This is a genomic window from Pseudomonas sp. S49 (genome assembly GCF_009866785.1).
GTDB lineage: Bacteria > Pseudomonadota > Gammaproteobacteria > Pseudomonadales > Pseudomonadaceae > Aquipseudomonas.
This window is the reverse complement of record NZ_CP019432.1, coordinates 6,239,540-6,263,691: the sequence shown is the minus strand read 5'-3', so window position 1 is coordinate 6,263,691 and position 24,152 is coordinate 6,239,540. Positions and strand designations below refer to the sequence as shown.

At 60.4% G+C, this 24,152-nt stretch carries 30 protein-coding genes; 10 read left to right on the top strand and 20 right to left on the bottom strand.

What is annotated here, in order from left to right; all coding sequences use genetic code 11:
• Positions 1-268 precede the first annotated feature (268 nt).
• The 4 genes from ftsY to rpoH all read left to right on the top strand — a co-directional run bounded on the left by ftsY (position 269) and on the right by rpoH (position 4,470).
• On the top strand, positions 269-1,810 hold the full coding sequence (gene ftsY, locus PspS49_RS27825; RefSeq protein WP_160042211.1) for a signal recognition particle-docking protein FtsY: 1,542 nt from the start codon (positions 269-271) through the stop codon (positions 1,808-1,810).
• On the top strand, positions 1,807-2,478 hold the full coding sequence (gene ftsE / locus PspS49_RS27820) for a cell division ATP-binding protein FtsE (protein WP_008065082.1): 672 nt from the start codon (positions 1,807-1,809) through the stop codon (positions 2,476-2,478). Before ftsY ends, ftsE begins: the two co-directional genes overlap by 4 nt.
• Positions 2,475-3,500 carry a permease-like cell division protein FtsX gene (gene ftsX, locus PspS49_RS27815; RefSeq protein WP_099757424.1) on the top strand — a complete coding sequence of 342 codons (1,026 nt, stop codon included), beginning with the start codon at positions 2,475-2,477 and terminating at the stop codon, positions 3,498-3,500. Before ftsE ends, ftsX begins: the two co-directional genes overlap by 4 nt.
• Positions 3,501-3,615: 115 nt before the next feature.
• A complete protein-coding gene (rpoH, locus tag PspS49_RS27810) occupies positions 3,616-4,470 on the top strand; it encodes an RNA polymerase sigma factor RpoH (protein WP_007913617.1) in 855 nt (284 codons plus the stop codon).
• A 183-nt stretch (positions 4,471-4,653) separates the two neighbouring features.
• On the opposite strand, the gene mtgA is transcribed toward rpoH, so the two are convergent.
• On the bottom strand, positions 4,654-5,376 hold the full coding sequence (gene mtgA, locus PspS49_RS27805; RefSeq protein ID WP_007913618.1) for a monofunctional biosynthetic peptidoglycan transglycosylase: 723 nt from the start codon (positions 5,374-5,376) through the stop codon (positions 4,654-4,656).
• A gap of 74 nt (positions 5,377-5,450) precedes the next feature.
• Between mtgA and PspS49_RS27800 the strand changes: the two genes are divergently transcribed.
• From PspS49_RS27800 to trmB, 4 genes are all read left to right on the top strand, one after another.
• Positions 5,451-5,831 (top strand): DUF423 domain-containing protein, encoded by a 381-nt coding sequence (locus PspS49_RS27800; protein WP_160042209.1) that lies wholly within the window; start codon positions 5,451-5,453, stop codon positions 5,829-5,831.
• 71 nt (positions 5,832-5,902) lie between these two features.
• Positions 5,903-6,103: a sulfur carrier protein ThiS gene (gene thiS / locus PspS49_RS27795; protein WP_122604433.1), complete on the top strand. Its 201-nt coding sequence runs from the start codon at positions 5,903-5,905 to the stop codon at positions 6,101-6,103.
• Positions 6,104-6,163: 60 nt separating this feature from the next.
• Entirely contained in the window at positions 6,164-6,958 is a 795-nt protein-coding gene (locus PspS49_RS27790; protein WP_007913621.1) for a thiazole synthase, read from the top strand.
• 9 nt (positions 6,959-6,967) lie between these two features.
• Positions 6,968-7,693, top strand: coding sequence for a tRNA (guanosine(46)-N7)-methyltransferase TrmB (gene trmB / locus PspS49_RS27785; protein ID WP_122604431.1), 726 nt, complete (start codon positions 6,968-6,970; stop codon positions 7,691-7,693).
• A 131-nt stretch (positions 7,694-7,824) separates the two neighbouring features.
• On the opposite strand, the gene PspS49_RS27780 is transcribed toward trmB, so the two are convergent.
• The 11 genes from PspS49_RS27780 to PspS49_RS27730 form a co-directional block, all read right to left on the bottom strand.
• Positions 7,825-8,373 (bottom strand): RNA 2'-phosphotransferase, encoded by a 549-nt coding sequence (locus tag PspS49_RS27780; RefSeq protein WP_160042207.1) that lies wholly within the window; start codon positions 8,371-8,373, stop codon positions 7,825-7,827.
• Positions 8,374-8,511: 138 nt separating this feature from the next.
• The gene (locus PspS49_RS27775) at positions 8,512-8,835 is read right to left on the bottom strand and encodes a DUF3392 domain-containing protein (RefSeq protein ID WP_034153666.1); all 324 of its coding nucleotides are present in this window, start codon (positions 8,833-8,835) and stop codon (positions 8,512-8,514) included.
• A 35-nt stretch (positions 8,836-8,870) separates the two neighbouring features.
• Complete coding sequence (gene hemW, locus PspS49_RS27770) at positions 8,871-10,076, bottom strand: radical SAM family heme chaperone HemW (protein WP_160042205.1); 1,206 nt, start codon at positions 10,074-10,076, stop codon at positions 8,871-8,873.
• A complete protein-coding gene (gene rdgB, locus PspS49_RS27765) occupies positions 10,073-10,669 on the bottom strand; it encodes an RdgB/HAM1 family non-canonical purine NTP pyrophosphatase (RefSeq protein ID WP_007913634.1) in 597 nt (198 codons plus the stop codon). Before rdgB ends, hemW begins: the two co-directional genes overlap by 4 nt.
• Positions 10,666-11,100: a DUF4426 domain-containing protein gene (locus tag PspS49_RS27760; protein ID WP_160042203.1), complete on the bottom strand. Its 435-nt coding sequence runs from the start codon at positions 11,098-11,100 to the stop codon at positions 10,666-10,668. The genes rdgB and PspS49_RS27760 overlap by 4 nt, the downstream gene beginning before the upstream one ends.
• A 26-nt stretch (positions 11,101-11,126) precedes the next feature.
• Positions 11,127-11,747: a methionine biosynthesis protein MetW gene (metW, locus tag PspS49_RS27755; RefSeq protein WP_127930113.1), complete on the bottom strand. Its 621-nt coding sequence runs from the start codon at positions 11,745-11,747 to the stop codon at positions 11,127-11,129.
• A 7-nt stretch (positions 11,748-11,754) separates the two neighbouring features.
• Positions 11,755-12,894 carry a homoserine O-acetyltransferase gene (locus PspS49_RS27750; protein WP_150749753.1) on the bottom strand — a complete coding sequence of 380 codons (1,140 nt, stop codon included), beginning with the start codon at positions 12,892-12,894 and terminating at the stop codon, positions 11,755-11,757.
• Between the two features lie 179 nt (positions 12,895-13,073).
• Positions 13,074-13,361, bottom strand: coding sequence for a DUF167 domain-containing protein (locus tag PspS49_RS27745; protein WP_127930111.1), 288 nt, complete (start codon positions 13,359-13,361; stop codon positions 13,074-13,076).
• Positions 13,358-13,948 (bottom strand): YggT family protein, encoded by a 591-nt coding sequence (locus tag PspS49_RS27740; RefSeq protein ID WP_150776071.1) that lies wholly within the window; start codon positions 13,946-13,948, stop codon positions 13,358-13,360. The genes PspS49_RS27745 and PspS49_RS27740 overlap by 4 nt, the downstream gene beginning before the upstream one ends.
• Before the next feature lie 10 nt (positions 13,949-13,958).
• The gene (proC, locus tag PspS49_RS27735; protein WP_150693739.1) at positions 13,959-14,777 is read right to left on the bottom strand and encodes a pyrroline-5-carboxylate reductase; all 819 of its coding nucleotides are present in this window, start codon (positions 14,775-14,777) and stop codon (positions 13,959-13,961) included.
• A gap of 23 nt (positions 14,778-14,800) precedes the next feature.
• Positions 14,801-15,487, bottom strand: a complete 687-nt coding sequence (locus PspS49_RS27730; RefSeq protein WP_160042201.1) for a YggS family pyridoxal phosphate-dependent enzyme — start codon at positions 15,485-15,487, stop codon at positions 14,801-14,803.
• Between the two features lie 56 nt (positions 15,488-15,543).
• Between PspS49_RS27730 and PspS49_RS27725 the strand changes: the two genes are divergently transcribed.
• The gene (locus tag PspS49_RS27725) at positions 15,544-16,578 is read left to right on the top strand and encodes a type IV pilus twitching motility protein PilT (protein ID WP_095049465.1); all 1,035 of its coding nucleotides are present in this window, start codon (positions 15,544-15,546) and stop codon (positions 16,576-16,578) included.
• A gap of 125 nt (positions 16,579-16,703) precedes the next feature.
• Here PspS49_RS27725 and PspS49_RS27720 read toward each other — a convergent pair whose 3' ends face one another.
• Complete coding sequence (locus PspS49_RS27720) at positions 16,704-17,321, bottom strand: C40 family peptidase (protein WP_127930107.1); 618 nt, start codon at positions 17,319-17,321, stop codon at positions 16,704-16,706.
• 248 nt (positions 17,322-17,569) lie between these two features.
• Between PspS49_RS27720 and PspS49_RS27715 the strand changes: the two genes are divergently transcribed.
• Positions 17,570-18,001 (top strand): TM2 domain-containing protein, encoded by a 432-nt coding sequence (locus PspS49_RS27715; RefSeq protein WP_110718026.1) that lies wholly within the window; start codon positions 17,570-17,572, stop codon positions 17,999-18,001.
• 93 nt (positions 18,002-18,094) lie between these two features.
• Here PspS49_RS27715 and PspS49_RS27710 read toward each other — a convergent pair whose 3' ends face one another.
• The 7 genes from PspS49_RS27710 to gshB form a co-directional block, all read right to left on the bottom strand.
• Complete coding sequence (locus PspS49_RS27710) at positions 18,095-19,366, bottom strand: dihydroorotase (protein WP_110718025.1); 1,272 nt, start codon at positions 19,364-19,366, stop codon at positions 18,095-18,097.
• A complete protein-coding gene (locus PspS49_RS27705) occupies positions 19,363-20,367 on the bottom strand; it encodes an aspartate carbamoyltransferase catalytic subunit (protein ID WP_007913665.1) in 1,005 nt (334 codons plus the stop codon). Before PspS49_RS27705 ends, PspS49_RS27710 begins: the two co-directional genes overlap by 4 nt.
• Positions 20,368-20,394: 27 nt before the next feature.
• On the bottom strand, positions 20,395-20,901 hold the full coding sequence (gene pyrR, locus PspS49_RS27700; RefSeq protein WP_034153653.1) for a bifunctional pyr operon transcriptional regulator/uracil phosphoribosyltransferase PyrR: 507 nt from the start codon (positions 20,899-20,901) through the stop codon (positions 20,395-20,397).
• 80 nt (positions 20,902-20,981) lie between these two features.
• Positions 20,982-21,419 (bottom strand): Holliday junction resolvase RuvX, encoded by a 438-nt coding sequence (gene ruvX, locus PspS49_RS27695; RefSeq protein WP_008077844.1) that lies wholly within the window; start codon positions 21,417-21,419, stop codon positions 20,982-20,984.
• The gene (locus tag PspS49_RS27690; RefSeq protein ID WP_016985971.1) at positions 21,419-21,991 is read right to left on the bottom strand and encodes a YqgE/AlgH family protein; all 573 of its coding nucleotides are present in this window, start codon (positions 21,989-21,991) and stop codon (positions 21,419-21,421) included. The genes ruvX and PspS49_RS27690 overlap by 1 nt, the downstream gene beginning before the upstream one ends.
• A gap of 172 nt (positions 21,992-22,163) precedes the next feature.
• Entirely contained in the window at positions 22,164-23,063 is a 900-nt protein-coding gene (locus PspS49_RS27685) for an energy transducer TonB (protein ID WP_038358807.1), read from the bottom strand.
• 107 nt (positions 23,064-23,170) lie between these two features.
• Positions 23,171-24,142, bottom strand: coding sequence for a glutathione synthase (gene gshB, locus PspS49_RS27680; RefSeq protein ID WP_160042199.1), 972 nt, complete (start codon positions 24,140-24,142; stop codon positions 23,171-23,173).
• Between the last annotated feature and the right edge of the window lie 10 nt (positions 24,143-24,152).

Genomic DNA, 24,152 nt, shown 5'->3' with positions numbered 1-24,152 from the left:
TACTGGCGGCCACGCCTATCAAGCCACTGATCGGTCGATAGGTTGTATGGGTTCCCGGCAGAAGCTTTGAGTTTGTCAGCTAAACTCTGCGTTTTCGCCGAAGATGCCATTCCAGTCCTTCGTATTAATCGACCTTTGAGGTGCCTGTGGCGCCTCGACAAAATGTTGCGCGTGAACAAGCTGGATGAAACACAGTCTGTTCTGCATCGAATATTTATTTGCCGGGGCGCCCTTATGGCGCGTCGCTACCGTGAGATAGCCGTCCTCCATGTTTGGTTCCAACGACGACAAGAAGACCCCAGCTGCGGCTGGCGAGAAGAAAAGCCTGTTCGGATGGCTGCGTAAGAAACCGCAGGAACCCGTCGTCGAACAGCCGCCCGCGATTCCTGAGCCTGCACCGGCGCCTGCACCGGTAATAGAAGAAGAGCCGGCACCGATCGTTCTGCCGATTGCCGAACCGGTGTTGCAACCGGTTGAGCCAGAGTCTGAGCCAGAAGCGCCTGTGGCGGCGGAATTGCCGCTGACCCCGGCGGCTGAGGCATGGCTGACTTTGCCTGTGGCGGAAGAGCCAGTGGCATTGGTTGAAGAGGCTGCGCCGCACGTCACCCCAGAGATTCCTGCGCCTGCTGCATTCGTTCCAGAGGTTGCTCCGGCACCGGTGGTTGAGCCGGTTGTCGAGCCTGCGCCGGTTGTTGTTGAGCCTGTTGCGCCCGTGTTTGTTGCGCCAGTTGTTCAACAGCCCGAGCCTGCACCTGCACCTGCACCTGCACCTGCACCTGCACCTGCACCTGCACCTGCACCGGTTGTCGCTGCTCCTGTTACTCCAGTTGAAGTGATTGCCGAGGCCCCGGTCGAAGCCCCGCGCACCGAAGAAACCAAGGCCGGCTTCTTCGCCCGCCTCAAGCAAGGCCTGTCGAAAACCAGCGCCAGCATCGGCGAGGGCATGGCCAGTCTGTTCCTCGGCCGCAAAACCATCGATGACGACCTGCTCGATGACCTCGAAACCCGTCTGCTGACCGCCGACGTCGGCGTCGAAGCCACCACGCAGATCATCCAGCGCCTGACCCAGAAGGTCGCCCGCAAAGAGCTGGCCGACGCCGACGCGCTGTACAAATCCCTGCAGGCCGAGTTGGCCGCGATGCTCAAACCGGTCGAACAACCGCTGAAGATCGTCTCGCAGAACAAGCCGTTCGTGATTCTGGTGGTTGGCGTCAACGGCGCCGGCAAGACCACCACCATCGGCAAACTGGCGAAGAAGCTGCAGCTGGAAGGCAAGAAAGTCATGCTTGCCGCTGGTGACACCTTCCGCGCCGCTGCCGTGGAGCAACTTCAAGTCTGGGGCGAGCGCAACAAGATTCCGGTCATCGCCCAGCACACCGGCGCCGACTCGGCTTCGGTGATTTTCGACGCCGTGCAGGCCGCCAAGGCGCGTGGCATCGACGTGCTGATCGCCGACACCGCCGGTCGTCTGCACACCAAAGACAACCTGATGGAAGAACTGAAAAAGGTTCGCCGCGTAATCGGCAAGCTCGACGCCGACGCGCCGCACGAAGTGTTGCTGGTGCTCGACGCCGGTACTGGCCAGAACGCCATCAACCAGGCCAAGCAATTCAACCAGACCGTCGAACTGACCGGTCTGGCGCTGACCAAGCTTGACGGTACCGCCAAGGGCGGGGTGATTTTCGCCCTGGCCAAGCAGTTCGGCCTGCCGATTCGCTACATCGGCGTCGGTGAAGGCATCGACGATTTGCGTACCTTTGAAGCCGAACCCTTTGTCCAGGCACTGTTTGCCGAGCGGGAGCGTTCATGATTCGTTTCGAACAGGTCGGTAAACGCTACCCGAACGGTCACGTCGGCTTGCATGAGCTGAGCTTTCGAGTCCGTCGTGGCGAGTTCTTGTTTGTCACCGGCCACTCCGGTGCCGGTAAATCCACGTTGTTGCGCCTGTTGCTGGCGATGGAACGTCCAACCAGCGGCAAACTGCTGCTGGCCGGGCAAGACCTGAGCACCATCAGCAACGCGCAGATTCCGTTCCTGCGCCGGCAGATCGGCGTGGTGTTCCAGAACCACCAGTTGCTGTTCGATCGTACGGTGTTCAACAACGTCGCCTTGCCGCTGCAGATTCTCGGGCTGTCCAAGGCCGAAATCGCCAAGCGTGTCGATTCGGCACTGGAGCGCGTGGCGCTGTCGGATAAAACCGATCTGTACCCGGGCGACCTGTCCACCGGTCAGCAACAGCGCGTCGGCATTGCTCGCGCCATCGTTCACCGCCCGGCCCTGCTGCTGGCGGACGAACCGACCGGTAACCTCGACCCGCGTCTGGCGGCCGAGATCATGGGCGTCTTCGAAGACATCAACCGTCTGGGCACCAGCGTGCTGATTGCCAGTCACGACCTGGCACTGATCGCGCGTATGCGTCACCGCATGCTGACCCTGCAACGCGGCCGATTGATTGGCGACGGGGAGGCCGGAGAATGAGTGCGACACGCAGTCCGAAGGTTTCCGAACGCGTGGCCCCGAAAGCCGCCGATCCGCAGCCGCCGAAGAAGAAAAAACACGACGAAGACGATGGTCCGGACTTCGCCACGCTGTTCCGTGCGTGGATCGAAAGCCATCGCGCCAGCCTGCTCGACAGCCTGCGCCGTCTCGGCAAGCAACCGATCGGCAGCTTCTTCACCTGCATGGTGATGGCGGTCGCGCTGAGCCTGCCGATGGGGCTTTCGCTGTTGCTTAACAACGTCGAGCGTCTTGGCGGTTCGTGGCAGCGAGCGGCGCAGATTTCGCTGTATCTGCAACTCGACGCCAGCCCGGAACAGGGTGAGTCGCTGCGCGAACAGATCAAAGGCATGCCCGGCGTAGCTGATGCTGAATATGTCGGCCGCGATCAGGCGCTGGAAGAGTTCCAGCAGCAGTCCGGGCTGGGCGAAGCCCTGCGCGAGCTGCCGGAGAACCCGTTGCCGGGGGTCGTGCTGGTGACGCCGAACGAAGTCGACAAGCCGACGCTGGAAGCATTAAGACAAAAACTTTCCGAGCTGCCCAAGGTACAACAGGCGCAACTTGATCTAGTCTGGGTCGAGCGTCTGGCCGCCATCCTCAAGCTTGGCGATCGTTTTGTCTTCGGTCTGACGGTGCTTTTGGTTTCTGCATTACTTTTGGTGATAGGCAATACCATTCGTCTTCATATTGAAAACCGCCGCACAGAGATAGAAGTGATTAAACTCGTCGGCGGCACTGACAGCTATGTGCGTCGTCCCTTCCTTTATATGGGCGCGTTGTATGGCTTCGGTGCGGGACTGTTGTCCTGGGGTGTATTGGCGTTCGGCCTGAACTGGCTGAACGATGCGGTGGTTGGACTGGCCGGCTTGTACGGCAGTGATTTCGCGCTGGCCGGAGTGCCAGTTGCCGACGGTCTGTCGCTCTTGCTTGGCGCGGTGCTGTTGGGTTATATCGGTGCATGGATTGCAGTCGCACGCCATCTCAGGGAGCTGGCGCCGAAGTAGAATCTTTTTTGCGCGTGATTGACCTCGCGGTTTTTTTGGGAACTTGCACTTGAATTCCCGGTCAATTTTTCGCAGTGCCGAGAGGCACGAGTATGTAAGTGGGAGGTTTTTTCGTATGACCAATTCTTTGCAGCCTGCGTATGCGTTGGTTCCGGGTGCGAACCTGGAAGCTTACGTGCACACCGTCAACAGCATTCCATTGCTGACGCCGGAGCAGGAGCGTGAACTGGCCGAGAGTCTCTACTATGAGCAGGATTTGGGGGCGGCTCGGCAGATGGTGCTCGCCCACCTGCGTTTTGTCGTACATATCGCCCGTAGCTATTCCGGCTACGGTCTGGCTCAGGCTGACCTGATCCAGGAAGGTAACGTCGGCCTGATGAAGGCCGTAAAGCGCTTCAACCCGGAAATGGGTGTGCGTCTGGTGTCGTTCGCCGTGCACTGGATCAAGGCGGAAATTCACGAGTTCATTCTGCGCAACTGGCGCATTGTGAAAGTCGCGACCACCAAGGCCCAGCGCAAGCTGTTCTTCAACCTGCGCAGCCAGAAGAAACGTCTGGCGTGGCTGAACAACGAGGAAGTCCACCGTGTGGCGGAAAGCCTCGGCGTTGAACCGCGGGAAGTGCGCGAGATGGAAAGTCGCCTGACCGGCCATGACATGGCCTTCGACCCGGCTGCTGAAGCCGACGACGACAGCGCTTTCCAGTCGCCGGCCAACTATCTGGAAGACCACCGGTACGACCCGGCGCGTCAACTGGAAGATGCCGACTGGAGCGACAACTCCAACAGCAACCTGCACGAAGCCCTGGAAGTGCTGGACGAGCGCAGCCGTGACATCCTCTACCAGCGCTGGCTGGCAGAAGAGAAAGCCACGCTGCACGACCTGGCGCAGAAGTACAACGTGTCGGCCGAGCGGATCCGTCAGCTCGAGAAGAGCGCGATGAACAAGCTCAAGTTGTCGATTGCCGCATAACCGGCGAGCAGGCAATAAAAAAAACGCCCCGATCAGCGATGATCGGGGCGTTTTCATTTGTGCTTCAACACAAAACCATTGTAGGAGTGAGCCTGCTCGCGATAGCGGTGTGACAGTCAGCATTGCCGTCACTGATGTACCGCTATCGCGAGCAGGCTCACTCCTACATTTAGATCCTCGGTGTTATCGAGACCACGGTGCCCGACGCGAATCATTCAGCCCCAACAGATAACTATCCCCACCCAACTGACTCATCTGCTGCCGAATCCACCCGGCCCGGCGCGACACATAAGCGGTCGGATGGCTCGCACTCCATACCCGCGGGTTCGGCAGAACAGCCGCCAGATAACTGGCCTGCTGACGTGACAACGATTTCGCGCTCACGCCAAAGTGATGGCGGGCAGCCGCTTCGGCGCCAAACACCCCGTCATCCCACTCGACGCTGTTCAGGTACACCTCAAGAATCCGCTGCTTGGGCCAGAATACTTCGATCAGCGCGGTAAACCAGGCTTCCAGGCCTTTACGCAGATAGCTGCGACCCGCCCACAGAAACAGGTTCTTCGACACTTGCTGGCTCAAGGTGCTGGCGCCGCGAATCGAGCCGCCGAGCTCGTTGTGCGCCAGTGCGGCCTGGATCGCACTGAAGTCAAAACCCCAATGCTCAGGAAACTTCTGATCCTCGCCGGCCATGACTGCAACTTTGAGGTCATCGGAGATCTCGTCCCAGGGCTTCCACGTGCGTTGCAGGTCAATCGGCTCGCCATCGACCCAGGATTCGACCTTGCGCTCGACCATCAACGCCGTGCCCGGCGGCGGCACGAAGCGAAACACCAGCACCAGCAAGACGCTGCCACCGGCGAACCAGAGCAGGGCCTTCGTGAGACGACGGAAAATAGTACGCAGCATAGAGATGGCTTGGCCGAACCGGTGGAGCGGGCCATTATACAGACCCTGCCGATCGCGTCTGACTGGAGTTCCCAATGCTGCGTGGCTTTTTGATGCTGGCTGCTTTTTTCGGTTTCACCGGGGTCGCTTTGGGTGCGTTCGCCGCCCATGGCCTGAAAAACCGCCTGACACCCGAGTACCTGACGATTTTCCACACGGGCGTGACCTATCAACTGGTGCACACCTTGGCGCTGTTCGGTGTGGCGCTGTTGGCCACGCAGATTCAGGGGCGGCTGGTTGCTTGGGCCGGCGTGTCGTTCACCATCGGAATTCTGCTGTTCTCGGGCAGTCTGTACGTGCTGACCACCACCGGCATCAGCAAGCTCGGCATCATCACCCCGTTCGGTGGCCTGGCATTTCTGGTCGGATGGGTTTGCCTGGGGCTCGCCGCCTGGCGCCTGCAACCAACCGCTTGACGCTTGGTGCTGACCTTTAGGTCATGATCGGGCTAGAATGCCAGCCCCTAAAAATGATGGCGGCGTTACGCATGCGCATTCAGTTGAACGGTGAATCCCTTGAACTGCCCGACGGCGAGACCGTTGCGGCCCTGATCACCCGTCTGGAACTGACCGGACGCCGGGTGGCAGTCGAACTCAATCTGGATATCGTCCCGCGCAGCCAGCATGCCGACACCACGCTCAATGACGGTGACAACGTCGAAGTGGTGCACGCCATCGGCGGCGGCTGATCGCCCGCCCCGCGAGGGCACAGAATTCTGCAAGACCCTCACCCTTAAAGAGGATTCCCCATGAGCATCGTTCGTAGCGACAAGCCTTTTGTTCTGGCCGGTCGTACTTACCAGTCGCGTTTGCTGGTTGGTACCGGCAAGTACCGTGACATGGAAGAAACCCGTCAGGCCATCGAAGCCTCGGGTGCCGAGATCGTCACCTTCGCCGTGCGCCGCACCAACCTGGGCCAGATCGAAGGCGAGCCGAACCTGCTCGACGTGCTGTCGCCGGAGCGCTATACCTTCCTGCCGAACACCGCCGGTTGCTACGACGCCATCGAAGCTGTGCGCACCTGCCGCCTGGCCCGTGAGCTGCTCGATGGCCACAACCTGGTGAAGCTGGAAGTACTGGCTGACCAGAAAACCCTGTTTCCCAATGTGATCGAAACCCTCAAGGCCGCCGAAACGCTGGTCAAGGAAGGTTTCGACGTGATGGTTTACACCAGCGATGACCCGATCATCGCCCGTCAACTGGCGGAAATCGGCTGCATCGCGGTGATGCCGCTGGCCGGTCTGATCGGTTCCGGTCTGGGGATCTGCAACCCGTACAACCTGCAGATCATCCTCGAAGAAGCCAAGATTCCCGTGTTGGTCGATGCCGGTGTCGGTACTGCTTCCGACGCGACTATCGCCATGGAACTGGGTTGTGATGCGGTGCTGATGAACTCGGCCATCGCCCACGCCCAGCAGCCGGTGATGATGGCTGAAGCCATGAAACACGCCATCGTTGCAGGCCGTCTGGCCTACCTCGCTGGCCGTATGCCGAAAAAACTCTATGCCAGCGCCTCTTCGCCGCTGGATGGTCTGATCAAGTAAGAGCCATTGATGACTGAATCGAACGACACGCCTATCCAGACGGAAGAAGGCGACGAGCGCCAACACCGCCGCATCAAGAGTTTCGTGATGCGCGCCGGGCGCATGACCGAAGGCCAGCAACGCGGTCTGGATCAGGGCGCGCCGCTGTACGTGCTGCCGCTGGCCGATGCGCCCGTGGATTACGATCAAGTGTTCGGCCGTTCGGCACCGCGCTCGCTGGAGATCGGTTTCGGCATGGGCCACTCGCTGCTGGAAATGGCCGCGGCGGCGCCGGATCAGGATTTCATCGGTGTTGAAGTTCACCGTCCGGGTGTTGGCGCGCTGCTCAATGGCGTGCTGACTCAGGGCCTGACCAACCTGCGGGTCTACGATTGCGACGCGATCGAAGTGCTCAATCGCTGCATCGCCGACAACAGCCTCGATCGCCTGATGCTGTTTTTCCCGGACCCGTGGCACAAGAGCCGTCACCACAAGCGTCGCATCGTTCAGGCCTCGTTCGCTGAGCTGGTGCGCAGCAAGTTGAAGGTCGGCGGCATTCTGCACATGGCCACCGACTGGGAGCCGTACGCCGAATACATGCTGGAAGTGATGAACGTCGCCCCGGGCTACCGCAACCTCGCCGAAGACGGCAAGTGCGTGCCACGCCCGACTGAACGCCCGATCACCAAGTTTGAACGCCGCGGCGAACGTCTTGGCCATGGCGTGTGGGACCTGAAGTTCGAAAAACTCGCTTAAGCATCACGCAATACCCAATGTAGGAGTGAGCCTGCTCGCGATGGCGGACTGACAGTCACCGAAGAGGTTGAATGTCAGACCGCCATCGCGAGCAGGCTCACTCCTACAGTTGTTTTCGGTTTCGTCAGAAGCTACAGGGTGGAAATGAAGCGCACTGGCACTTGCTCTGTCAGCCAGACGCCATTTTCGGCCTGATAAAACTTGAAGCTTTGCTCATGCATTTGCTGCGCGGCGATTTTCAGGATTGCCACGGTTCCGTAGCGTTGCCCTACGGCTGAGGCAGTGGCGGATTCTTCCGATAGATGCACGTGGTGACGCGATCCCGGGATCAAGCCTTGCTGGTTGATAGAGTCCATGAAGCGCGTCGCCGTACCGTGATATAGCGTCTCTGGCGGCTGCTTTTCCTCAAGTTGAAGCGCTACGCTTTTCGTCGAATGGCCCTGAACGGCGCGAATGGACTGGCCGTCTTCCGAGATCGAAAAGCGCTTTTTGTCGCTGTTCGCTACGACGTTTTCAATCAGTGAGCGATCCAGGCTTCGACCATCACGCGCAGCGCCGCTGATCAGTGCTTCGATATCTGCCCAACCCTCCGAATCCAGCGTCAGCCCAATCGCCTGAGGCTCGTGGCGCAGTACGTAGCTAAGAAATTTGCTCGTCTCATCCAGCAGTTTTTTACTCATGAGCTTCCCTGTCATTGCGATCAACTGTGGGAGCGAGCCTGCTCGCGAAAGCGATCGGTCATTCAGCAGTGATGTCGGCTGACATGACGCCTTCGCGAGCAGGCTCGCTCCCACAGTTGTTTTGGGGCGTTTGCGGAGTCAGCGACGGTCGGCGACGACGCCGATCAGCACCAGTACCACCAACAACACCGGCGCCAGGCTGTAGTTGTTGAACTGGCTCAAACCCTTGATCACCCATGGCGTGGCGTAGATCAGCGCCGCGCCACTGCCGATCACGCACAGCAGCGACATCAGCGGTATGCGCAGGGCGCCGGCGATGCTGCCCAGGCGTTGCTCGACCCAGCCTTTGAAGTCGGCGCCGAACAGCACCAGCAGGCAGCCGACCAGCGCCAGGGCGATTTCCGAGAGGTTGCTGCGGCTCCAGCGGGAGACGGTGGCGAGCAGGTCGAGTATCAAATCCATGCGTTTTTCCTTGGGGCTGAAGTTGAGGGTTGGGCTCAGTTCAGAAATTGTTGCAGCAAGTCGTTGAGGAACAACTGTCCGCGCTCGGTGGCCGCCAGACGTGACGGTTCGACCTGCAACAGACCGCTTTGTTCTGCCGCGGCCCGGCCTTCGGCGAGGCTTTCCAGCGACAGGCCAGTGCGCTCCGGATACAGGCGCGATTCGACGCCGGCAGTCAGGCGCAAAGCGTTCATCAGAAACTCGAACGGCATCTCGTCATTGGTCAGCGCTTTCTCGCCGGCCTGAAAGCTTTTTGCCGGGTTGAGATAGTCCTTCGGCAAACGGGTCTTCCATGTACGCACGATGCGTCCGTCCGGATGGCTGAGCTTACCGTGCGCGCCTGCGCCGATGCCGATGAAGTCGCCGAAACTCCAGTAATTGAGGTTATGCCGCGCCGGGCGCCCAGCCTGTGCATAAGCCGAGACTTCGTATTGCGCGTAACCGTGCTCGGCCAGCAGCGCCTGCCCGGCCTCTTGAATGTCCCACAATGTGTCGTCTTCCGGCAGAACTGGCGGTTGGTTCCAGAACACCGTGTTCGGCTCCAGCGTCAGCTGATACCAGGAGATGTGCGTCGGATTCAATGCGATGGCCTGGCGCAGATCGCTCAAGGCATCGTCCAGCGACTGATCGGGCAAACCGTGCATCAAGTCGAGGTTGAAGTTATCGAACCCGGCCTGCCGCGCCATCCCGGCCGCGCGCACTGCTTCGTCACCGTTGTGAATCCGCCCCAGCGCCTTGAGTTTTTCCTGCTGAAAGCTCTGGATCCCGATCGACAGGCGATTGATCCCCAACTTGCGGTAGGCGACGAACTTCTCTTGTTCGAACGTACCGGGGTTGGCTTCCAGAGTGATTTCAATGTCTTCAGCAAACGGAATGCGTTGTTCGACGCCTTCCAGCAAACGCCCAAGCGCTTCGGCGCTGAACAGGCTCGGTGTGCCGCCACCAAAAAAGATCGAGCTGATTTCGCGGCCGTAAACTGCGTGCAGGTCCTGATCGAGATCGGCCAGCAGCGCGTCGACGTATTCCTGCTCCGGCAACACCGGGCTGGCGGTGTGCGAGTTGAAATCGCAATACGGGCATTTGCGCACACACCACGGGATGTGGATGTACAGCGCCAGGGGCGGCAGCGTTGGCAGCGGTGCCCGAGGCGAAGACGTGGCGCCGCCGACGATCAGCGACGACGCAGAAGAATCAACGGTCATTTCAAGCCCAGACGCTGGCGCAGCAGATCCATTGCACGGGCGCGGTGGCTGATCTGGTTCTTGTCGGCCGGGCTCAATTCGGCGCTGGACACGTCGCGTTCCGGCACCCAGAACAGCGGGTCATAACCGAAACCGTGCTCGCCGCTGGCGGCGGTGAGGATGCGCCCATGCCACAAGCCTTCGCAGAGGATCGGCAACGGATCATCGGCGTGACGAACCAGCGCCAATACGCAAACAAACTGCGCCCCGCGCTCGGCTTGCGGCACATCCTTCAGCGCATCGAGCAGTTTGGCGTTGTTCGCCGCATCGCCCTTGCCGTCGGCATAGCGCGCCGAATAGATGCCTGGCGCACCGCCAAGGAAATCCACCGCCAGACCAGAGTCGTCGGCCAGCGCCGGCAAACCGGAAATACGTGCGGCGTTACGCGCCTTGAGAATGGCGTTCTCGACGAACGACAGGCCGGTTTCTTCCGGCTCGACCTTGCTCCACTCGCCAATCGAGCGCAGTTGCACCGATTCGCCGAGCATGGCCTGGAGTTCTTTGAGTTTGCCGGCGTTATGGCTGGCCAGTACGAGCTGCTTGATGTTCATCATTCGCCGGGAAAGAGTTCTTGGTTGAAATTGATGGTGTTGATCTTGTCGCCGTTCTGCACCTTGATTTCAAAGGTGCGGGTTTCCTGCTGAGGCACCGGGTACTGGGCGATGTAGTAGATCGCACCCTGCTCGGTGACTTGCTTGAAATTCAGCGGCACGCTCTGGCTGGTCAGGTCTTTGACCGTGCCGGTGACATTGGCGATCAGTGGTTTGCCGTCCTTGATCACCGAGACATTGATCACGCCTTGGTTCTTGCTGCGGATCAGCTCCGCGGCCTTAGCGATGTCCGGTTGCAGGTACGTCGAGTTGAAAGTGTTGTAGTGCACCGTAACGTCGCCAAAGGTTTCCTTGCGCTCACCCTTGATGACGTCGGCCGCCAGAGCGCTGGTGCTCAGGCAGGCAGTCAATAACAACAACGCTAAACGACCCATGATCGTGCTCCTCGAAATGACGGGATTCAGACCGCGACTTTGTGGTCTGCAAGCTGCGGGCTGCTGACGCGGTAGATACCGATCTCACCTAACAGATTAGGCCATAGCTTACTGGCCCACCCGTGACGGTGCTGTTGATCCACGGCAAGCCGATCAATGACCTTCGCATCACGTTCGCGGCAAAGTTCTTCAAAGTCTTCGAAGGTGCAGAAGTGGATGTTCGGCGTGTTGTACCAGGTGTACGGCAGAAACTCGGACACCGGCATGCGGCCCTTGCTCGCCAGATACCAGCGGCAGCGCCAGTGCCCGAAATTGGGGAAGGTGATGATGCACTGACGGCCGACCCGGAGCATTTCGTCGAGGATCTTGTCCGGGTAGTGCACGGCTTGCAGGGCCTGGGTCATGACGACGACGTCGAAACTGTTGCTGGCGAAGTTGCCCAGCCCCTTGTCCAGATCCTGCTCGATGACGTTGATGCCCTTGGCTACGCATTCGGCGATGTTGTCGGCGTCGTTTTCCAGGCCATAACCGGTGACATTCTTGTTGTCGCGCAGCCAGGTCAGCAGTTCGCCGTCACCGCAACCAAGGTCGAGGACGCGGCTGCCGGCGGGGATCCATTCCTGGATGATTTCCAGATCAGCTCTCATGGCTTTCTCACAGCGTGATGCGGTTCATGTAATTGCCGAACGCCTGCAAATAGCGCGGGATCGGAATCAGGAAGGCGTCGTGGCCCTGCGGTGCATCGATTTCCAGATAGCTGACATCTTTGCGTGCCGCCATCAGCGCATCCACCAGTTCGCGCGAACGGGCCGGGGAGAAGCGCCAGTCAGTGGTGAACGACATCACGCAGAACTTGGCCGTGGCGTTCTCGAAGGTTTTCGCCAGGTTATCGTCGAAGTTCGCCGCCGGATCGAAGTAATCCAGTGCCTTGGTCATCAACAGATAGGTGTTGGCGTCGAAGCGCCCGGAGAACTCTTCGCCCTGATAACGCAGGTAGCTTTCGACCTGGAACTCGACACTGTGGAAGTCGTAGTTGAGCTTCTCGCTCTTCAACCCACGGCCGAATTTTTCGCCCATGGAATCGTCGGACAGGTAGGTGATGTGCCCGACCATGCGCGCCAGCATCAGCCCGCGCTTGGGGATCACGCCCGCTTCCTGGAACGAACCGCCGTGGAATTCCGGGTCGGTCAGAATCGCCTGACGCGCGACTTCGTTGAAGGCAATGTTCTGCGCCGACAGCTTCGGTGCCGAGGCGATGGCCAGGCAGTGGCGCACGCGATCCGGGTAAGTGATGGTCCATTGCAGCGCTTGCATGCCGCCGAGGCTGCCGCCAATCACCGCCGCCCACTGGCCGATGCCGAGCAGGTCAGCGAGACGCGCCTGGCTGTGCACCCAGTCTTCCACGGTGAGCACCGGGAAGTCGGCGCCGAACGGTTTGCCGGTCTCCGGGTTGACGCTGCTCGGGCCGGTGGAACCGTTGCATCCGCCGAGGTTGTTCAGGCTGACCACGAAGAATTTATGGGTGTCGATCGGTTTGCCGGGGCCGATGCAGCTGTCCCACCAACCGGGTTTGCGGTCGTCGACGCTGTGATAGCCAGCAGCATGATGGTGGCCGGACAAGGCGTGGCAAATCAGCACGGCGTTGCTCGCCTGCGCGTTCAGCGTGCCGTAGGTTTCGTAGATCAGGTCATAGGCGGTCAGCGAACGGCCACAGGCCAGCGCCAGCGGTTCGCTGAAGTGCGCGGTTTGCGGCGTCACCAGACCAACAGAATCGGGGGGAAAGGCAGTTGGCATCGACCCTGCTCTCGTTGAAATGAGGCGTAAGTCTAAAGACCGGGGGGGTTAGCGGCAAGCAACTACCTGCGCTCGTTCCCACGCTCTGCGTGGGAACGCCTCATTGGACGCTCCGCGTCCGCTTCGGCGGGGGACGCGGAGCGTCCCGGGATGCATTCCCACGCGGAGCGTGGGAACGATCAGCGCACTAGTCCGGGCAAGTCCGGCAACTTCTTCGGCGAGCAGATCTTCACCCGTTTCTGCCGGTTCAACTCGCCGCTGAGCAAACTGACCTGGCTCTTGGAAACCCCAAACGCCTTGGCCAGAAAGCCCATCAGAAAAGCATTGGCCTTGCCCTCGACCGGCGGCGCGGTCAGGCGGATCTTCAAACGATCACCGTGCAGCCCGGCGAAGTCATCGCTGCGGGCTGCCGGTTGCAGGTGACACTCGAGGATCAAGTCGTCACCGTCCCATCGAAACCAGCTCACATCAGCAGACGGAGGATTTCCGGCATCATCGTCATCGCCGCCAGATTGTTGATCACCAGCATGTCGATCAGCTTCAGCGCGAGGAAGGCGAAGATCGGCGACAGATCCAGACCGCCGAGATTCGGCAGAAAGCGGCGGAACGGCGCCAGCGCCGGCTCGCAGATCTGGTTGACCAGTTCAGCCCCCGGATTGTGGCTGCCCGGCGCGACCCACGAGAGAATCACGCTGATGATCAGGGCGAAGAAGAAGATCTTCAGGAACAGCGCGGTCACGCCGATCAGCGACCAGATAAACAGTTGCAGCGGATTGCCGGTGGTGCCGTAAGTCAGCAGCAGGGTCAGCGCCATCAGCGCCAGTTGCACCAGAATCGCCAGCACCAGCGACGACATGTCCAGACCGAACATGCTCGGAATGATCCGGCGCAGTGGTTTGAGCAGTGGCTGGGTCGCTTTGACGATGAACTGGCACAGCGGGTTGTAGAAGTTCGCCCGTACCAGTTGCAGCACGAAGCGCAGCAGCACGATCAGCAGGTACAGACTGCCGAGGGTTTGCAGCACGTAAACCGCTGCGGTGTTCAATCCAATCATGTAAGGCTCCTTATTTGCCCAGTTGTTCGGCCATTTCGGCCGAGCGGTGCGCGGCGGCGCCGAGTGCGGTTTCGACCAGGGCTTCAAAGCCATTGGCCTGGAATGATTTGATCGCGGCTTCGGTTGTGCCGTTTGGCGAAGTCACGCGACGACGCAGTTCGGCGGCGTCAACGTCGCTGGAAACAGCCATGTGTGCGGCGCCCAGTGCGGTCTGCAGGGTCAATTGTTCGGCGATGTCTTTCGGCAGGCCGAGTTTGACGCCGGCGGCGGTCATGGCTTCGATCAGCAGGAAGAAGTACGCCGGGCCGGAGCCGGACACAGCGGTCACGGCATCCAGTTGTTGTTCTTCTTTCAGCCACAGGGCGATGCCGACGGCGGACAGCAGCTCTTCGGCTTGCTGACGTTGCTCAGCAGTGACTTCGCTGGTTGCGTACAAACCGCTGACACCCTGGCGCAGCAGCGCCGGGGTATTCGGCATGCAGCGCACGATCGGCTGCTCGCCGAGCCATGCGGTCATGCTCGCGCAGGTGATGCCGGCAGCAATCGACACCACCAGTTGATTCGGTTTCAGGCTCGGGCGAATCGCCTCGCACACGGTTTTCATGGCCTGCGGCTTGACCGCCAGCACGATGACATCGACGCCGTCGATGGCCTGGGCGTTGTCAGCGAAGGTTTCGATGCCGTGTTCGGCACTGACTTTGGCGCGGGTTTCCTCACCCGGGTCGCTGGCACGGATCTGTGCGGCTTCCAAGCCCTTGGCGCGCAGGCCACCGATCAAACTGGCCGCCATGTTGCCCGCACCGATAAACGCAATACGTGTGTTGCTCATGTGTGGTCCTTATCTGGAAACGTTCAAGATTGGGAATAGTCACGGGCGCCAAACAGGGCCGTACCGATACGAACCCAGGTGGCGCCTTGGGCGATGGCCGACTCTAGGTCGTGGCTCATGCCCATGGAAAGCGTGTCGAGCGGTAGTTCGAGGCTGGCCTGCAATTTCTGCACAGCGGCGAATGCCGCGTCTTGCTCGGCGCGGTCGTCGGTCGGCTCGGGAATCGCCATCAGCCCGCGCAGCTTCAGCCGGGGCAGGGCGCTGATGGCTTCGGCCAGCGCCGGCAGATCAGCCGGAGTGCACCCGGATTTACTGGCTTCGCCGCTGACATTGACCTGAATGCAGATGTTCAGCGGCGGCAGTTCACCCGGGCGCTGTTCGGACAAGCGTTGAGCGATTTTCAGGCGATCCACGGAATGCACCCAGTCGAAATGCTCGGCGATGGCACGAGTCTTGTTCGATTGAATGGGGCCGATGAAGTGCCAGATCAAGGGCAGGTCAGCCAGTTCGAGCTGTTTGCCCAGGGCTTCCTGCAGGTAGTTCTCGCCAAAGTCACGCAGGCCGGCGGCATACGCCTCGCGCAGGGCCTGGGCGGGTTTGGTCTTGCTCACGGCGAGCAACTGAATGCTGTTTTCGTCGCGGTTCGCAGCTTTGGCCGCTGCCTGGATGCGCGAACCAACCTGGAGAATGTTGTCTGCTATCGTGGACATCAAGAGGCGCCGGCGGTCTGAAGGTTCGCGGCATTCTACTGGAATTGAGGAGCGCTATGGATATCACTGAACTGCTGGCCTTCAGCGCCAAACAGGGAGCTTCCGACCTGCACCTGTCGGCCGGTCTGCCGCCGATGATCCGCGTCGATGGCGATGTGCGGCGGATCAATCTGCCGGCGCTGGATCACAAGCAAGTGCACGAACTGATCTACGACATCATGAACGACACCCAGCGGGTCGACTTCGAGAAACATCTGGAAACCGACTTTTCCTTTGAAGTGCCGGGTGTCGCGCGGTTCCGGGTTAACGCCTTCAACCAGAACCGTGGCGCTGGCGCCGTATTCCGTACCATTCCGTCGAAAGTGCTGAGCATGGAAGACCTCGCCATGGGCGACGTCTTCCGTAAGATCACCGACGCCCCGCGTGGGCTGGTGCTGGTCACCGGGCCGACCGGTTCGGGCAAGTCGACCACGCTGGCGGCGATGATCGATTACCTCAACACTCACCGTCATCACCATATCCTGACTATTGAAGACCCGATCGAGTTTGTTCACGAATCGCGCAAATGCCTGATCAATCAGCGCGAAGTCCATCGTGATACCCGCAGTTTCGCCACCGCTCTGCGCTCGGCGTTGCGCGAAGACCCGGACGTGATTCTGGTCGGCGAGATGCGTGACCTGGAAACCATTCGCCTGGCACTGACCGCAGCCGAAACCGGGCATCTGGTGTTCGGCACGCTGCACACCACCTCAGCGGCGAAAACCATCGACCGCGTGGTCGACGTATTCCCCGGTGACGAGAAGTCGATGGTGCGCTCGATGCTGTCGGAGTCGTTGCTGGCGGTGGTCTCGCAGACGTTGATCAAGAAGATCGGCGGCGGGCGGGTGGCGGCGCACGAGATCATGCTGGGCACGTCGGCGATCCGTAACCTGATCCGCGAGGACAAGGTCGCGCAGATGTATTCGGCGATTCAGACCGGTGGGTCGTTGGGCATGCAGACACTGGATATGTGCCTGAAGGATCTGCTGACCAAGGGCTTGATCAGTCGCGAGCATGCGCGGGAGAAGGCGCGTACGCCGGATAATTTCTGAGGAAGTGATCGTTCCCACGCTCTGCGTGGGAATGCAGCCCGGGACGCTCTGCGTCCCTGCCGAAGCGGACGCGGAGCGTCCATTGAGGCATCCCCACGCGGAGCGTGGGAACGATCGGTATGGTGTTAGCGCTGAACCACGCGCATCTGGCTTTGTTCTTTCGGCAACACGCGCTTGGCCACCACGTAGTGCTGCTGCCAGTACGGCTTGTTCAACGTATCGATGCTCACCGCTTTGCCACGGCGCGGTGCGTGGATGAAGCGGTCGTTGCCCAGGTAGATGGCAACATGGTTGACCCGACGGCTCTTGATGTTGAAGAAAATCAGGTCGCCCGGCTTCAGATCCTTGCGCTCGACTTTCTCGCCGTGACCGCTGGCCATGGCGTTCGAGGTGCGTGGCAGGTCGAACGTAGCGTCGTTGAACGCGTATTTCACCAGACCGCTGCAATCGAAACCTTTACTTGGGCTGCTGCCGCCCCAACGATAAGGTGTACCGAGGACGTTTACCGCACGGCTCAGCACATTGCTGCTTTCCTTGCTCGCCATCGGTGGCACCAGCTTGCTGTGGCTCTTGCTGCTCAGCGTGGTGGTTTTGCCTTTGCTGCTTTTGCTCGATGGAGCCGAAGCATGGGATTTAGGGGTGAAGCCGTTAACGTTGGGAAGACGTTGCTCACGATTGGTGGCGTGGGCGGCCAGTGGCATTAATAGGCAGATGGTTAGCCATGTCTTGAAAAATGGTCGCATTAGGCGTGGCTCTTCAGTGATAGCGCGCAACTTTATAACAGAGTTTTTTTTCATTCCGAGTCCGTTGGTCGATTCAGTTGGCAGCCAACGGAACCAAATAAGCGGCAAATGGACGCAATTGTCGGACAGAAGTCAGGTGCTATAAGGCTTTGACGGTAGCAACGGTAACATTTGCCGTACGTCGGCTACCTGTAAAAAAGTCACAAAGAATTCAAGAATATTTATCTATCGTGTGAATCGAGGTCTTCATGAACCCCTATCAACAATTTGTTCAGCAGCAAGATACGCACAGCAAAATCATCGGTTATCTGCTGTGGATTTTCGGTTTTACCGGCGCTCACCGCTTCTATTACGGCAAGCCGGTGACCGGGACGATCTGGTTCTTCACCTTGGGTTTGCTGGGCATTGGCTGGCTGATCGACCTGTTCTTGATCCCGGCGATGGATCGCGAGGCGGATCTGCGTTTTACCGCCGGGCCGATCGAGTACAACGTGGCGTGGATTCTGCTGACGTTTCTCGGAGCATTGGGTGTGCACCGGATGTATCAGGGGAAATGGATCAGTGGCCTGATCTATCTGCTGACGGGCGGGTTGTTCTTTCTGGGTGTGCTGTATGACTTCTGGACGCTGAATGATCAGGTCTCGGTGCGTAACGCCGAAGGCAGAGGCGCCTTCCAGTAAAGCTTCGCGAGCAAGCTCGCTCCCACAGGGGATTTGTGTCGTTCACAGATCCAGTGTGGGAGCGAGCCTGCTCGCGAAAGGGGTGACGCGGTATCAAGCCTGGTGACTGATCCGCCCATCCACCAGCGTATAGCGAACCACACCCGGCAAAGTGTGCCCAATGAACGGGCAGTTCTCACCCTTCGACAACCAGTTTTCACCGGCCACCGTCGAAGCCTGCGGATCGAACAGCACGATATCCGCCGCCCCACCCACCGCCAGTTTGCCAGCCGGCAGACGCAGCGCTTCAGCCGGGCCAGCGCTCAGGCGCGCCAGCAAGGTCGGTAGATCGAGCAAGCCATCCTCCACCAGCGTCATCGCCAATGGCAGCAACAACTCAACACTGCTGATGCCCGGTTCGGTCGCGCCGAACGGTGCCAGTTTGGCGTCACGTTCGTGCGGTTGGTGATGGCTGGAAATCGCCGAAACCACGCCGGACTTCACCGCTTCACGCAGACCATCACGGTCAGCACGCGTACGCAGCGGCGGTTGCACGTGATACAGGCTGCTGAAGTCGATCAGCGCTTCGTCGGTCAGAATCAGCTGATACAGCGCCACGTCCGCCGTCACCTTCAAACCACGCGCCTGCGCCTGAGCGATCAGGGCAACACCGCGAGCACTGGTCAACTGACTGAAATGCGCACGCACGCCAGTCTGCTCGACCAGCAACAGATCCCGGGCCAGGGCCACGGTTTCAGCGGTTTCCGGGATCCCCGGCAGACCGAGGAAACTGGCAACCGCGCCTTCGTGAGCCAAACCACCTTCGGCCAGATCATGATCCTGCGAGTTGAAAATCACCGTCAGGTCGAACGTCGCCGCATATTCCAGCGCCCGGCACAGGGTGCGGGTGTTGCGGAAACTCTCCAGACCGTTGCCGAAGGCCACGCAACCGGCATCGCGCAACGCAACCAGCTCAGCCAGTTGCTCGCCGTCCAGACCTTTGCTCAGTGCCCCAATCGGAAACACTTTGGTGTTGCCGGCTTCGCGTGCGCGGTCGAGGATCAGTTCGGCGACAGCGGAGGTGTCTAGCACCGGTTTGGTTTTCGGCGGGCAGCACAGGCTGGTCACGCCACCGGCGGCCGCTGCGCGGGTTTCGCTGATGATCGAGCCTTTGCGGCTATAGCCCGGCTCGCGCAGGGCTACGTTCAGATCAACGAGGCCCGGAGCGGCGACAAGGCCTTGGGCATCAATGGTTTCTACTGCCGTGAAACCCGCCGGGGCCGCGCCGAGGGCGACGATCTTGCAGGCTTCAACGTGAATGTCGGTGATTTGATCCAGGCCGCTGCTTGGATCGATGACGCGTGCGCCGAGAATGCTGAGCTTCACTGGGCGTTCTCCTGCTCGAATTGGCGCTGGGCGGTTTGCCCGCTCATGGCCATGGACAACACGGCCATACGAATCGCGATGCCGTAGGTCACCTGATTGAGGATCACCGAGTGCGGGCCATCGGCCACTGCGGACTCGATCTCCACCCCGCGGTTGATCGGCCCCGGGTGCATGACGATGCAATCGGGTTTGGCCCCGGCCAGACGCGCGGTGGTCAGGCCGAACAGGCGGTAGAACTCGCCTTCGCTCGGCAGCAGGCCGCCGGTCATGCGTTCCCGCTGCAGGCGCAGCATGATCACCACGTCGACGTCTTTCAGGCCTTCGGTCATGTCGGTGTAGACCTTCACGCCGTATTGCTCGATGCCGATCGGCAGCAGGGTTTTCGGCGCGATTACGCGGATGTCCGGGCAACCGAGGGTCTTCAGCGCGAGCATGTTCGAGCGCGCAACCCGCGAGTGCAGGATGTCGCCAACGATGGCCACCGAGAGGTTTTCAAAGCCGCCCTTGTGCCGACGGATGGTGAGCATGTCGAGCATGCCCTGCGTCGGGTGGGCGTGACGGCCGTCGCCGCCGTTGATGATCGCCACTTGCGGGCAAACATGCTCGGCGATGAAGTGCGCGGCACCGGAATCACCGTGGCGCACGACGAACATGTCGGCGGCCATGGCTTCGAGGTTGCGCAGGGTATCGAGCAGGGTTTCACCCTTGCTCGCCGACGAGGTCGACACGTTCAGGGTGATCACGTCCGCCGACAGCCGCTGGGCCGCCAGTTCGAAGGTGGTGCGGGTGCGCGTGGAGTTTTCGAAGAACACGTTGCACACGGTCTTGCCGCGCAGCAACGGGACTTTCTTCACCGCCCGGGCACCGACTTCTAGAAACGAGTCGGCAGTGTCGAGGATTTCCGTCAGCAACTCGCGGCGCAGGCCGTCGAGCGAGAGGAAGTGGCGCAGCTGGCCCTGATCATTGAGCTGCAGCGGGCGCTTGGTATCTAGAGGCGTCATCGCGAAGGGGACTCTCAATAGGGCGGATTAAAGGTTGAAGTCTTGCAGTTCGAGCGTCAGCGGCTCGGGGCCCGACAGCTTCACCCGTTCATGTGCGGCCAGCGACAGCGTCGCGCCGACCACGTTCGGGCGGATCGGCAGCTCGCCGGCGTCGAGGTCGAGCAGGCAGACCAGGGTCACGCTGGCCGGGCGGCCGTAGTCGAACAATTCGTTCATGGCGGCGCGGATGGTACGGCCGCTCATCAATACGTCGTCGATCAGCACCAGATGCTGGCCTTCGATCTCGAAGGGCAGGGCGGACGGGCGCACTTGCGGGTGCAGGCCGTTCTGGCTGAAGTCGTCGCGGTAGAAAGAAACATCCAGCGTGCCCAGTGGCGCGTCGCTGCCCAGTTCCTTGAGCAAGGCCTGCGCGACCCAGATGCCGCCGGTGCGAATGCCGATGTAACGCGGTTCAGTGATTTCACGCTGGGCAAGGTGCGCCTTGAGGCGGGTCGCCATCTGGCTGATCAGATCGGCGGGATTTGGCAGGCTCATGGTTGCTCCTTGTTGGGGGCGAGTCGGGTCCTTGGACACGACTCGGTTTTTCACTCAAAAGAAAAGCGCCGAAGCGCTTGTCAGGATTCAAACAATGCAGTGTTTTCATCGAGCCAGCCCTGCAACAGCAGAGCGGCGGCGATGGCGTCCACCGGGTTGTCGCGGTAACTGCCCTTTTGGCCGCCACGGACCAGACGCTCGCCCTTGGCCTCGAAGGTGGTCAGGCGTTCGTCGTGGGTATAGAAGGGCACGTTGAAGCGGCCATTGAGGCGGCGGGCGAATTTTTCCGCGCGCAGGCACATTTCGCTCGGCGTGCCGTCCATGTTCAGCGGCAGGCCGACGACCACGGCGTCGGGCTTCCATTCTTTTATAAGGGCTTCGACCTGGTTCCAGTCCGGCACACCGTTTTGTGCCTTCAAGGTGCACAGCTCACGGGCCTGGCCAGTAATCACCTGGCCGACCGCGACGCCGATCTGTTTGGTGCCGTAGTCGAAGCCGAGAATCAGGCGCAGGGCCATCAGGCGTGACCTGCCTGGCTGGTCAGCAGGCTGAGGTTGATCCCCAAATGCCTGGCCGCCGCTTCAAGACGCAGTTCGCTGCTGGTGTTGAACAGGATATCGGCGTCGTACGGGCAGTTCAGCCAGGCGTTGTCGGCGAGTTCCGCTTCCAGCTGCCCGGCTTCCCATCCGGCGTAACCGAGGGCAATCAGGCTTTTCGCCGGGCCGACGCCGTCCGCGATGGCGAACAGCACATCCTGCGAAGTCGACAGGGCCAGATCGCCGTCCAGCTGCGCGGTGGCCTGGAAGGTTTTCCCCGCTGGATGCAGGACAAAACCGCGATCGGTCTGCACCGGCCCGCCGATAAAGATCGGTACGTGTTGGCAGAGTGCTGGCGGGTCGATGTCCGGGCGCAGCTGCTCAAGGATGTCGGCCAGATTCAGCTCTTGCGGCCGGTTGACCACAATCCCCATAGCGCCATTGGCCGTGTGCTCGACGATGTAGGTCAAGGTGTGGGCAAAGTTCGGGTCGGCCATGTGTGGCATGGCGATCAGGAATTGATGCTTGAGGTAGCTGGGGCTGACGTTTTTCATGTGCGCTAGTGTGGCGTTCGGGGGGCAAACTGACAAGCTGGAGATGCAGGTGACACACCGATCCAATGTGGGAGCGAGCCTGCTCGCGAAAGCGGTGGATCAGTCACATCAATGTTGAATGACACACCGCATTCGCGAGCAGGCTCGCTCCCACAGGGGATTTGCGGTGTATTCAATTGCTCGAGAGCTTGTCGCCCCGGGCGAATTTCCAGGTACGAATGATTTCCAGACGGTCGATATCCGACAAGTCCCCGGTAAACGGGGCAAACGGTGCCGCCAGTCGGACGATACGCTGCGCCGCCTGATCCAGCAGCGGCTGCCCGGACGATTCCAGCACCAGCACTTCATACAGCGAACCGTCGCGATTGATCGAAACCATCAGGCGCAAATTGCCGTAGATCTGCTTGCGCCGTGCTTCCTCGGGGTAATTGAGGTTGCCGATCCGCTCGACCTTCTTGCGCCAGTCGTCCTTGTACCAGGCACCCTTGTCGCGCATGGTCGATGCCGCGCTCAAGCGGTGAATACGCGGACGCTTGGCGTACAGCTGTTGTTCCTTGGCCAGTTCGGCTTCAAGGCTGGCGATGTCACTGGACAGCTGCGAGCTGTCGAATTCCGGCGCATCAACCGTCGGCTTGACCTCGGTCTTGCTTTCTTCTTTTTTGGTCGGCGCCTTTTTCGGCTTTGGTGCAACCGTAGTCACTGCAGCCTTCGGCGCAGCTTCCTGCACTTCCGGTTTGGCGGCCGGTGGCGGCGTGACTTTCTTGACCTGATTGTCCTGGAACGGCGCGACCTCAGTGGTCTTGGGGATCGCCTTCTTGTCCAGCGTGCCGCTGCCTTCCTGATGCTCTTGGGCGAGAAAGTCAGCCTTCTCTGGCTTCTTTTCGCTTTTGAAGGTGGCGAGGGTGATTTCCAGGGTTTTGCTGATCTGCTTGGGCTCGACCATCGTGAAGCCGACGCCGAGCAGCAGCGCCAAGTGGATCAGCGCTGCGAGAAACAGGGTAAAACCGAGGCGATCGGCCGGGCGCACGCCACGGTGGGCGAGTTCTGCGGGCAGATCGGACGGGAGGGTCATGACAAGAAAACCAACATCGCGTTTTTCAGAGGCTGCGCATGATAACGCAATGTTGGTTTCACGCCTTGGGCTTCACGCTTCAAGCGACAGACTGCATGTGACGTGCATCAAGCTTGTGGCATTTTGCCGGCGGCCTGCAGCTTCTTGGCGATTGCATCCATCAACATGCCGCCGATGTCGGTGCCGAAGGCGTTGTCGATTTCACGGATGCAGGTCGGGCTGGTGACGTTGATTTCGGTGAGGCTTTCACCGATCACGTCGAGACCGACGAACAGCAGGCCTTTCTCACGCAAGGTCGGGCCGACCTGTGCAGCAATCCAGCGATCCTTGTCAGTCAGCGGGCGCGCTTCGCCACGTCCACCGGCAGCGAGGTTGCCACGGGTTTCGCCCTGCGCCGGAATCCGCGCCAGGCAGTAATCCACCGGCTCGCCGTCGATCATCAGAATGCGTTTGTCGCCGTCCTTGATTGCCGGCAGGTAAGCCTGGCCCATGATCTGCTGGCCACCGAGGGCGGTCAGGGTTTCCAGAATCACCGAGAGGTTCGGGTCGCCCGGGCGGTGACGGAAGATCGAAGTGCCGCCCATGCCGTCCAGCGGCTTGAGGATCACGTCGCCGTGTTTCGCGGCGAATTCACGCAGCACATCGGCGCGACGGCTGACAATGGTTGGCGGTGTGCACTGCGGGAACAGCGTGGCGAACAGCTTTTCATTGCAGTCGCGCAGGCTCTGCGGCTTGTTCACCACTAGCACGCCAGCGGTTTCGGCCTGTTCGAGCAGGTAGGTGGAGTAGACGAACTCCATGTCGAACGGCGGATCCTTGCGCATCAGGATCACGTCGAGATCGCTCAGCAGGTTGTCCTGCTCGGCGTCCAGTTCGAACCATTTTTCCGGGTTGGCGAAGACTTTCAGCGGCTTCATCCGCGCCCGGGCCTGACCTTCACCCTGATACAGGTCGCGTTGTTCCATATAGAACAGTTCCCAGCCGCGCTTCTGCGCGGCCAGCAGCATGGCCAGCGAGCTATCCTTTTTATAGGAGATGCTGGCGATAGGGTCCATGACAATCCCGACGCGAACGCTCATTGGGTTTTCC

Excerpts from the sequence above, each read along its gene's own strand:
- ftsY (WP_160042211.1), top strand. The coding sequence starts at position 269 with ATGTTTGGTTCCAACGACGACAAGAAGACCCCAGCTGCGGCTGGCGAG.
- ftsE (WP_008065082.1), top strand. The coding sequence starts at position 1,807 with ATGATTCGTTTCGAACAGGTCGGTAAACGCTACCCGAACGGTCACGTC.
- ftsX (WP_099757424.1), top strand. The coding sequence starts at position 2,475 with ATGAGTGCGACACGCAGTCCGAAGGTTTCCGAACGCGTGGCCCCGAAA.
- rpoH (WP_007913617.1), top strand. The coding sequence starts at position 3,616 with ATGACCAATTCTTTGCAGCCTGCGTATGCGTTGGTTCCGGGTGCGAAC.
- mtgA (WP_007913618.1), bottom strand. The coding sequence starts at position 5,376 with ATGCTGCGTACTATTTTCCGTCGTCTCACGAAGGCCCTGCTCTGGTTC.
- PspS49_RS27800 (WP_160042209.1), top strand. The coding sequence starts at position 5,451 with ATGCTGCGTGGCTTTTTGATGCTGGCTGCTTTTTTCGGTTTCACCGGG.
- thiS (WP_122604433.1), top strand. The coding sequence starts at position 5,903 with ATGCGCATTCAGTTGAACGGTGAATCCCTTGAACTGCCCGACGGCGAG.
- PspS49_RS27790 (WP_007913621.1), top strand. The coding sequence starts at position 6,164 with ATGAGCATCGTTCGTAGCGACAAGCCTTTTGTTCTGGCCGGTCGTACT.
- trmB (WP_122604431.1), top strand. The coding sequence starts at position 6,968 with ATGACTGAATCGAACGACACGCCTATCCAGACGGAAGAAGGCGACGAG.
- PspS49_RS27780 (WP_160042207.1), bottom strand. The coding sequence starts at position 8,373 with ATGAGTAAAAAACTGCTGGATGAGACGAGCAAATTTCTTAGCTACGTA.
- PspS49_RS27775 (WP_034153666.1), bottom strand. The coding sequence starts at position 8,835 with ATGGATTTGATACTCGACCTGCTCGCCACCGTCTCCCGCTGGAGCCGC.
- hemW (WP_160042205.1), bottom strand. The coding sequence starts at position 10,076 with ATGACCGTTGATTCTTCTGCGTCGTCGCTGATCGTCGGCGGCGCCACG.
- rdgB (WP_007913634.1), bottom strand. The coding sequence starts at position 10,669 with ATGATGAACATCAAGCAGCTCGTACTGGCCAGCCATAACGCCGGCAAA.
- PspS49_RS27760 (WP_160042203.1), bottom strand. The coding sequence starts at position 11,100 with ATGGGTCGTTTAGCGTTGTTGTTATTGACTGCCTGCCTGAGCACCAGC.
- metW (WP_127930113.1), bottom strand. The coding sequence starts at position 11,747 with ATGAGAGCTGATCTGGAAATCATCCAGGAATGGATCCCCGCCGGCAGC.
- PspS49_RS27750 (WP_150749753.1), bottom strand. The coding sequence starts at position 12,894 with ATGCCAACTGCCTTTCCCCCCGATTCTGTTGGTCTGGTGACGCCGCAA.
- PspS49_RS27740 (WP_150776071.1), bottom strand. The coding sequence starts at position 13,948 with ATGATTGGATTGAACACCGCAGCGGTTTACGTGCTGCAAACCCTCGGC.
- proC (WP_150693739.1), bottom strand. The coding sequence starts at position 14,777 with ATGAGCAACACACGTATTGCGTTTATCGGTGCGGGCAACATGGCGGCC.
- PspS49_RS27730 (WP_160042201.1), bottom strand. The coding sequence starts at position 15,487 with ATGTCCACGATAGCAGACAACATTCTCCAGGTTGGTTCGCGCATCCAG.
- PspS49_RS27725 (WP_095049465.1), top strand. The coding sequence starts at position 15,544 with ATGGATATCACTGAACTGCTGGCCTTCAGCGCCAAACAGGGAGCTTCC.
- PspS49_RS27720 (WP_127930107.1), bottom strand. The coding sequence starts at position 17,321 with ATGCGACCATTTTTCAAGACATGGCTAACCATCTGCCTATTAATGCCA.
- PspS49_RS27715 (WP_110718026.1), top strand. The coding sequence starts at position 17,570 with ATGAACCCCTATCAACAATTTGTTCAGCAGCAAGATACGCACAGCAAA.
- PspS49_RS27705 (WP_007913665.1), bottom strand. The coding sequence starts at position 20,367 with ATGACGCCTCTAGATACCAAGCGCCCGCTGCAGCTCAATGATCAGGGC.
- pyrR (WP_034153653.1), bottom strand. The coding sequence starts at position 20,901 with ATGAGCCTGCCAAATCCCGCCGATCTGATCAGCCAGATGGCGACCCGC.
- ruvX (WP_008077844.1), bottom strand. The coding sequence starts at position 21,419 with ATGGCCCTGCGCCTGATTCTCGGCTTCGACTACGGCACCAAACAGATC.
- PspS49_RS27690 (WP_016985971.1), bottom strand. The coding sequence starts at position 21,991 with ATGAAAAACGTCAGCCCCAGCTACCTCAAGCATCAATTCCTGATCGCC.
- PspS49_RS27685 (WP_038358807.1), bottom strand. The coding sequence starts at position 23,063 with ATGACCCTCCCGTCCGATCTGCCCGCAGAACTCGCCCACCGTGGCGTG.
- gshB (WP_160042199.1), bottom strand. The coding sequence starts at position 24,142 with ATGAGCGTTCGCGTCGGGATTGTCATGGACCCTATCGCCAGCATCTCC.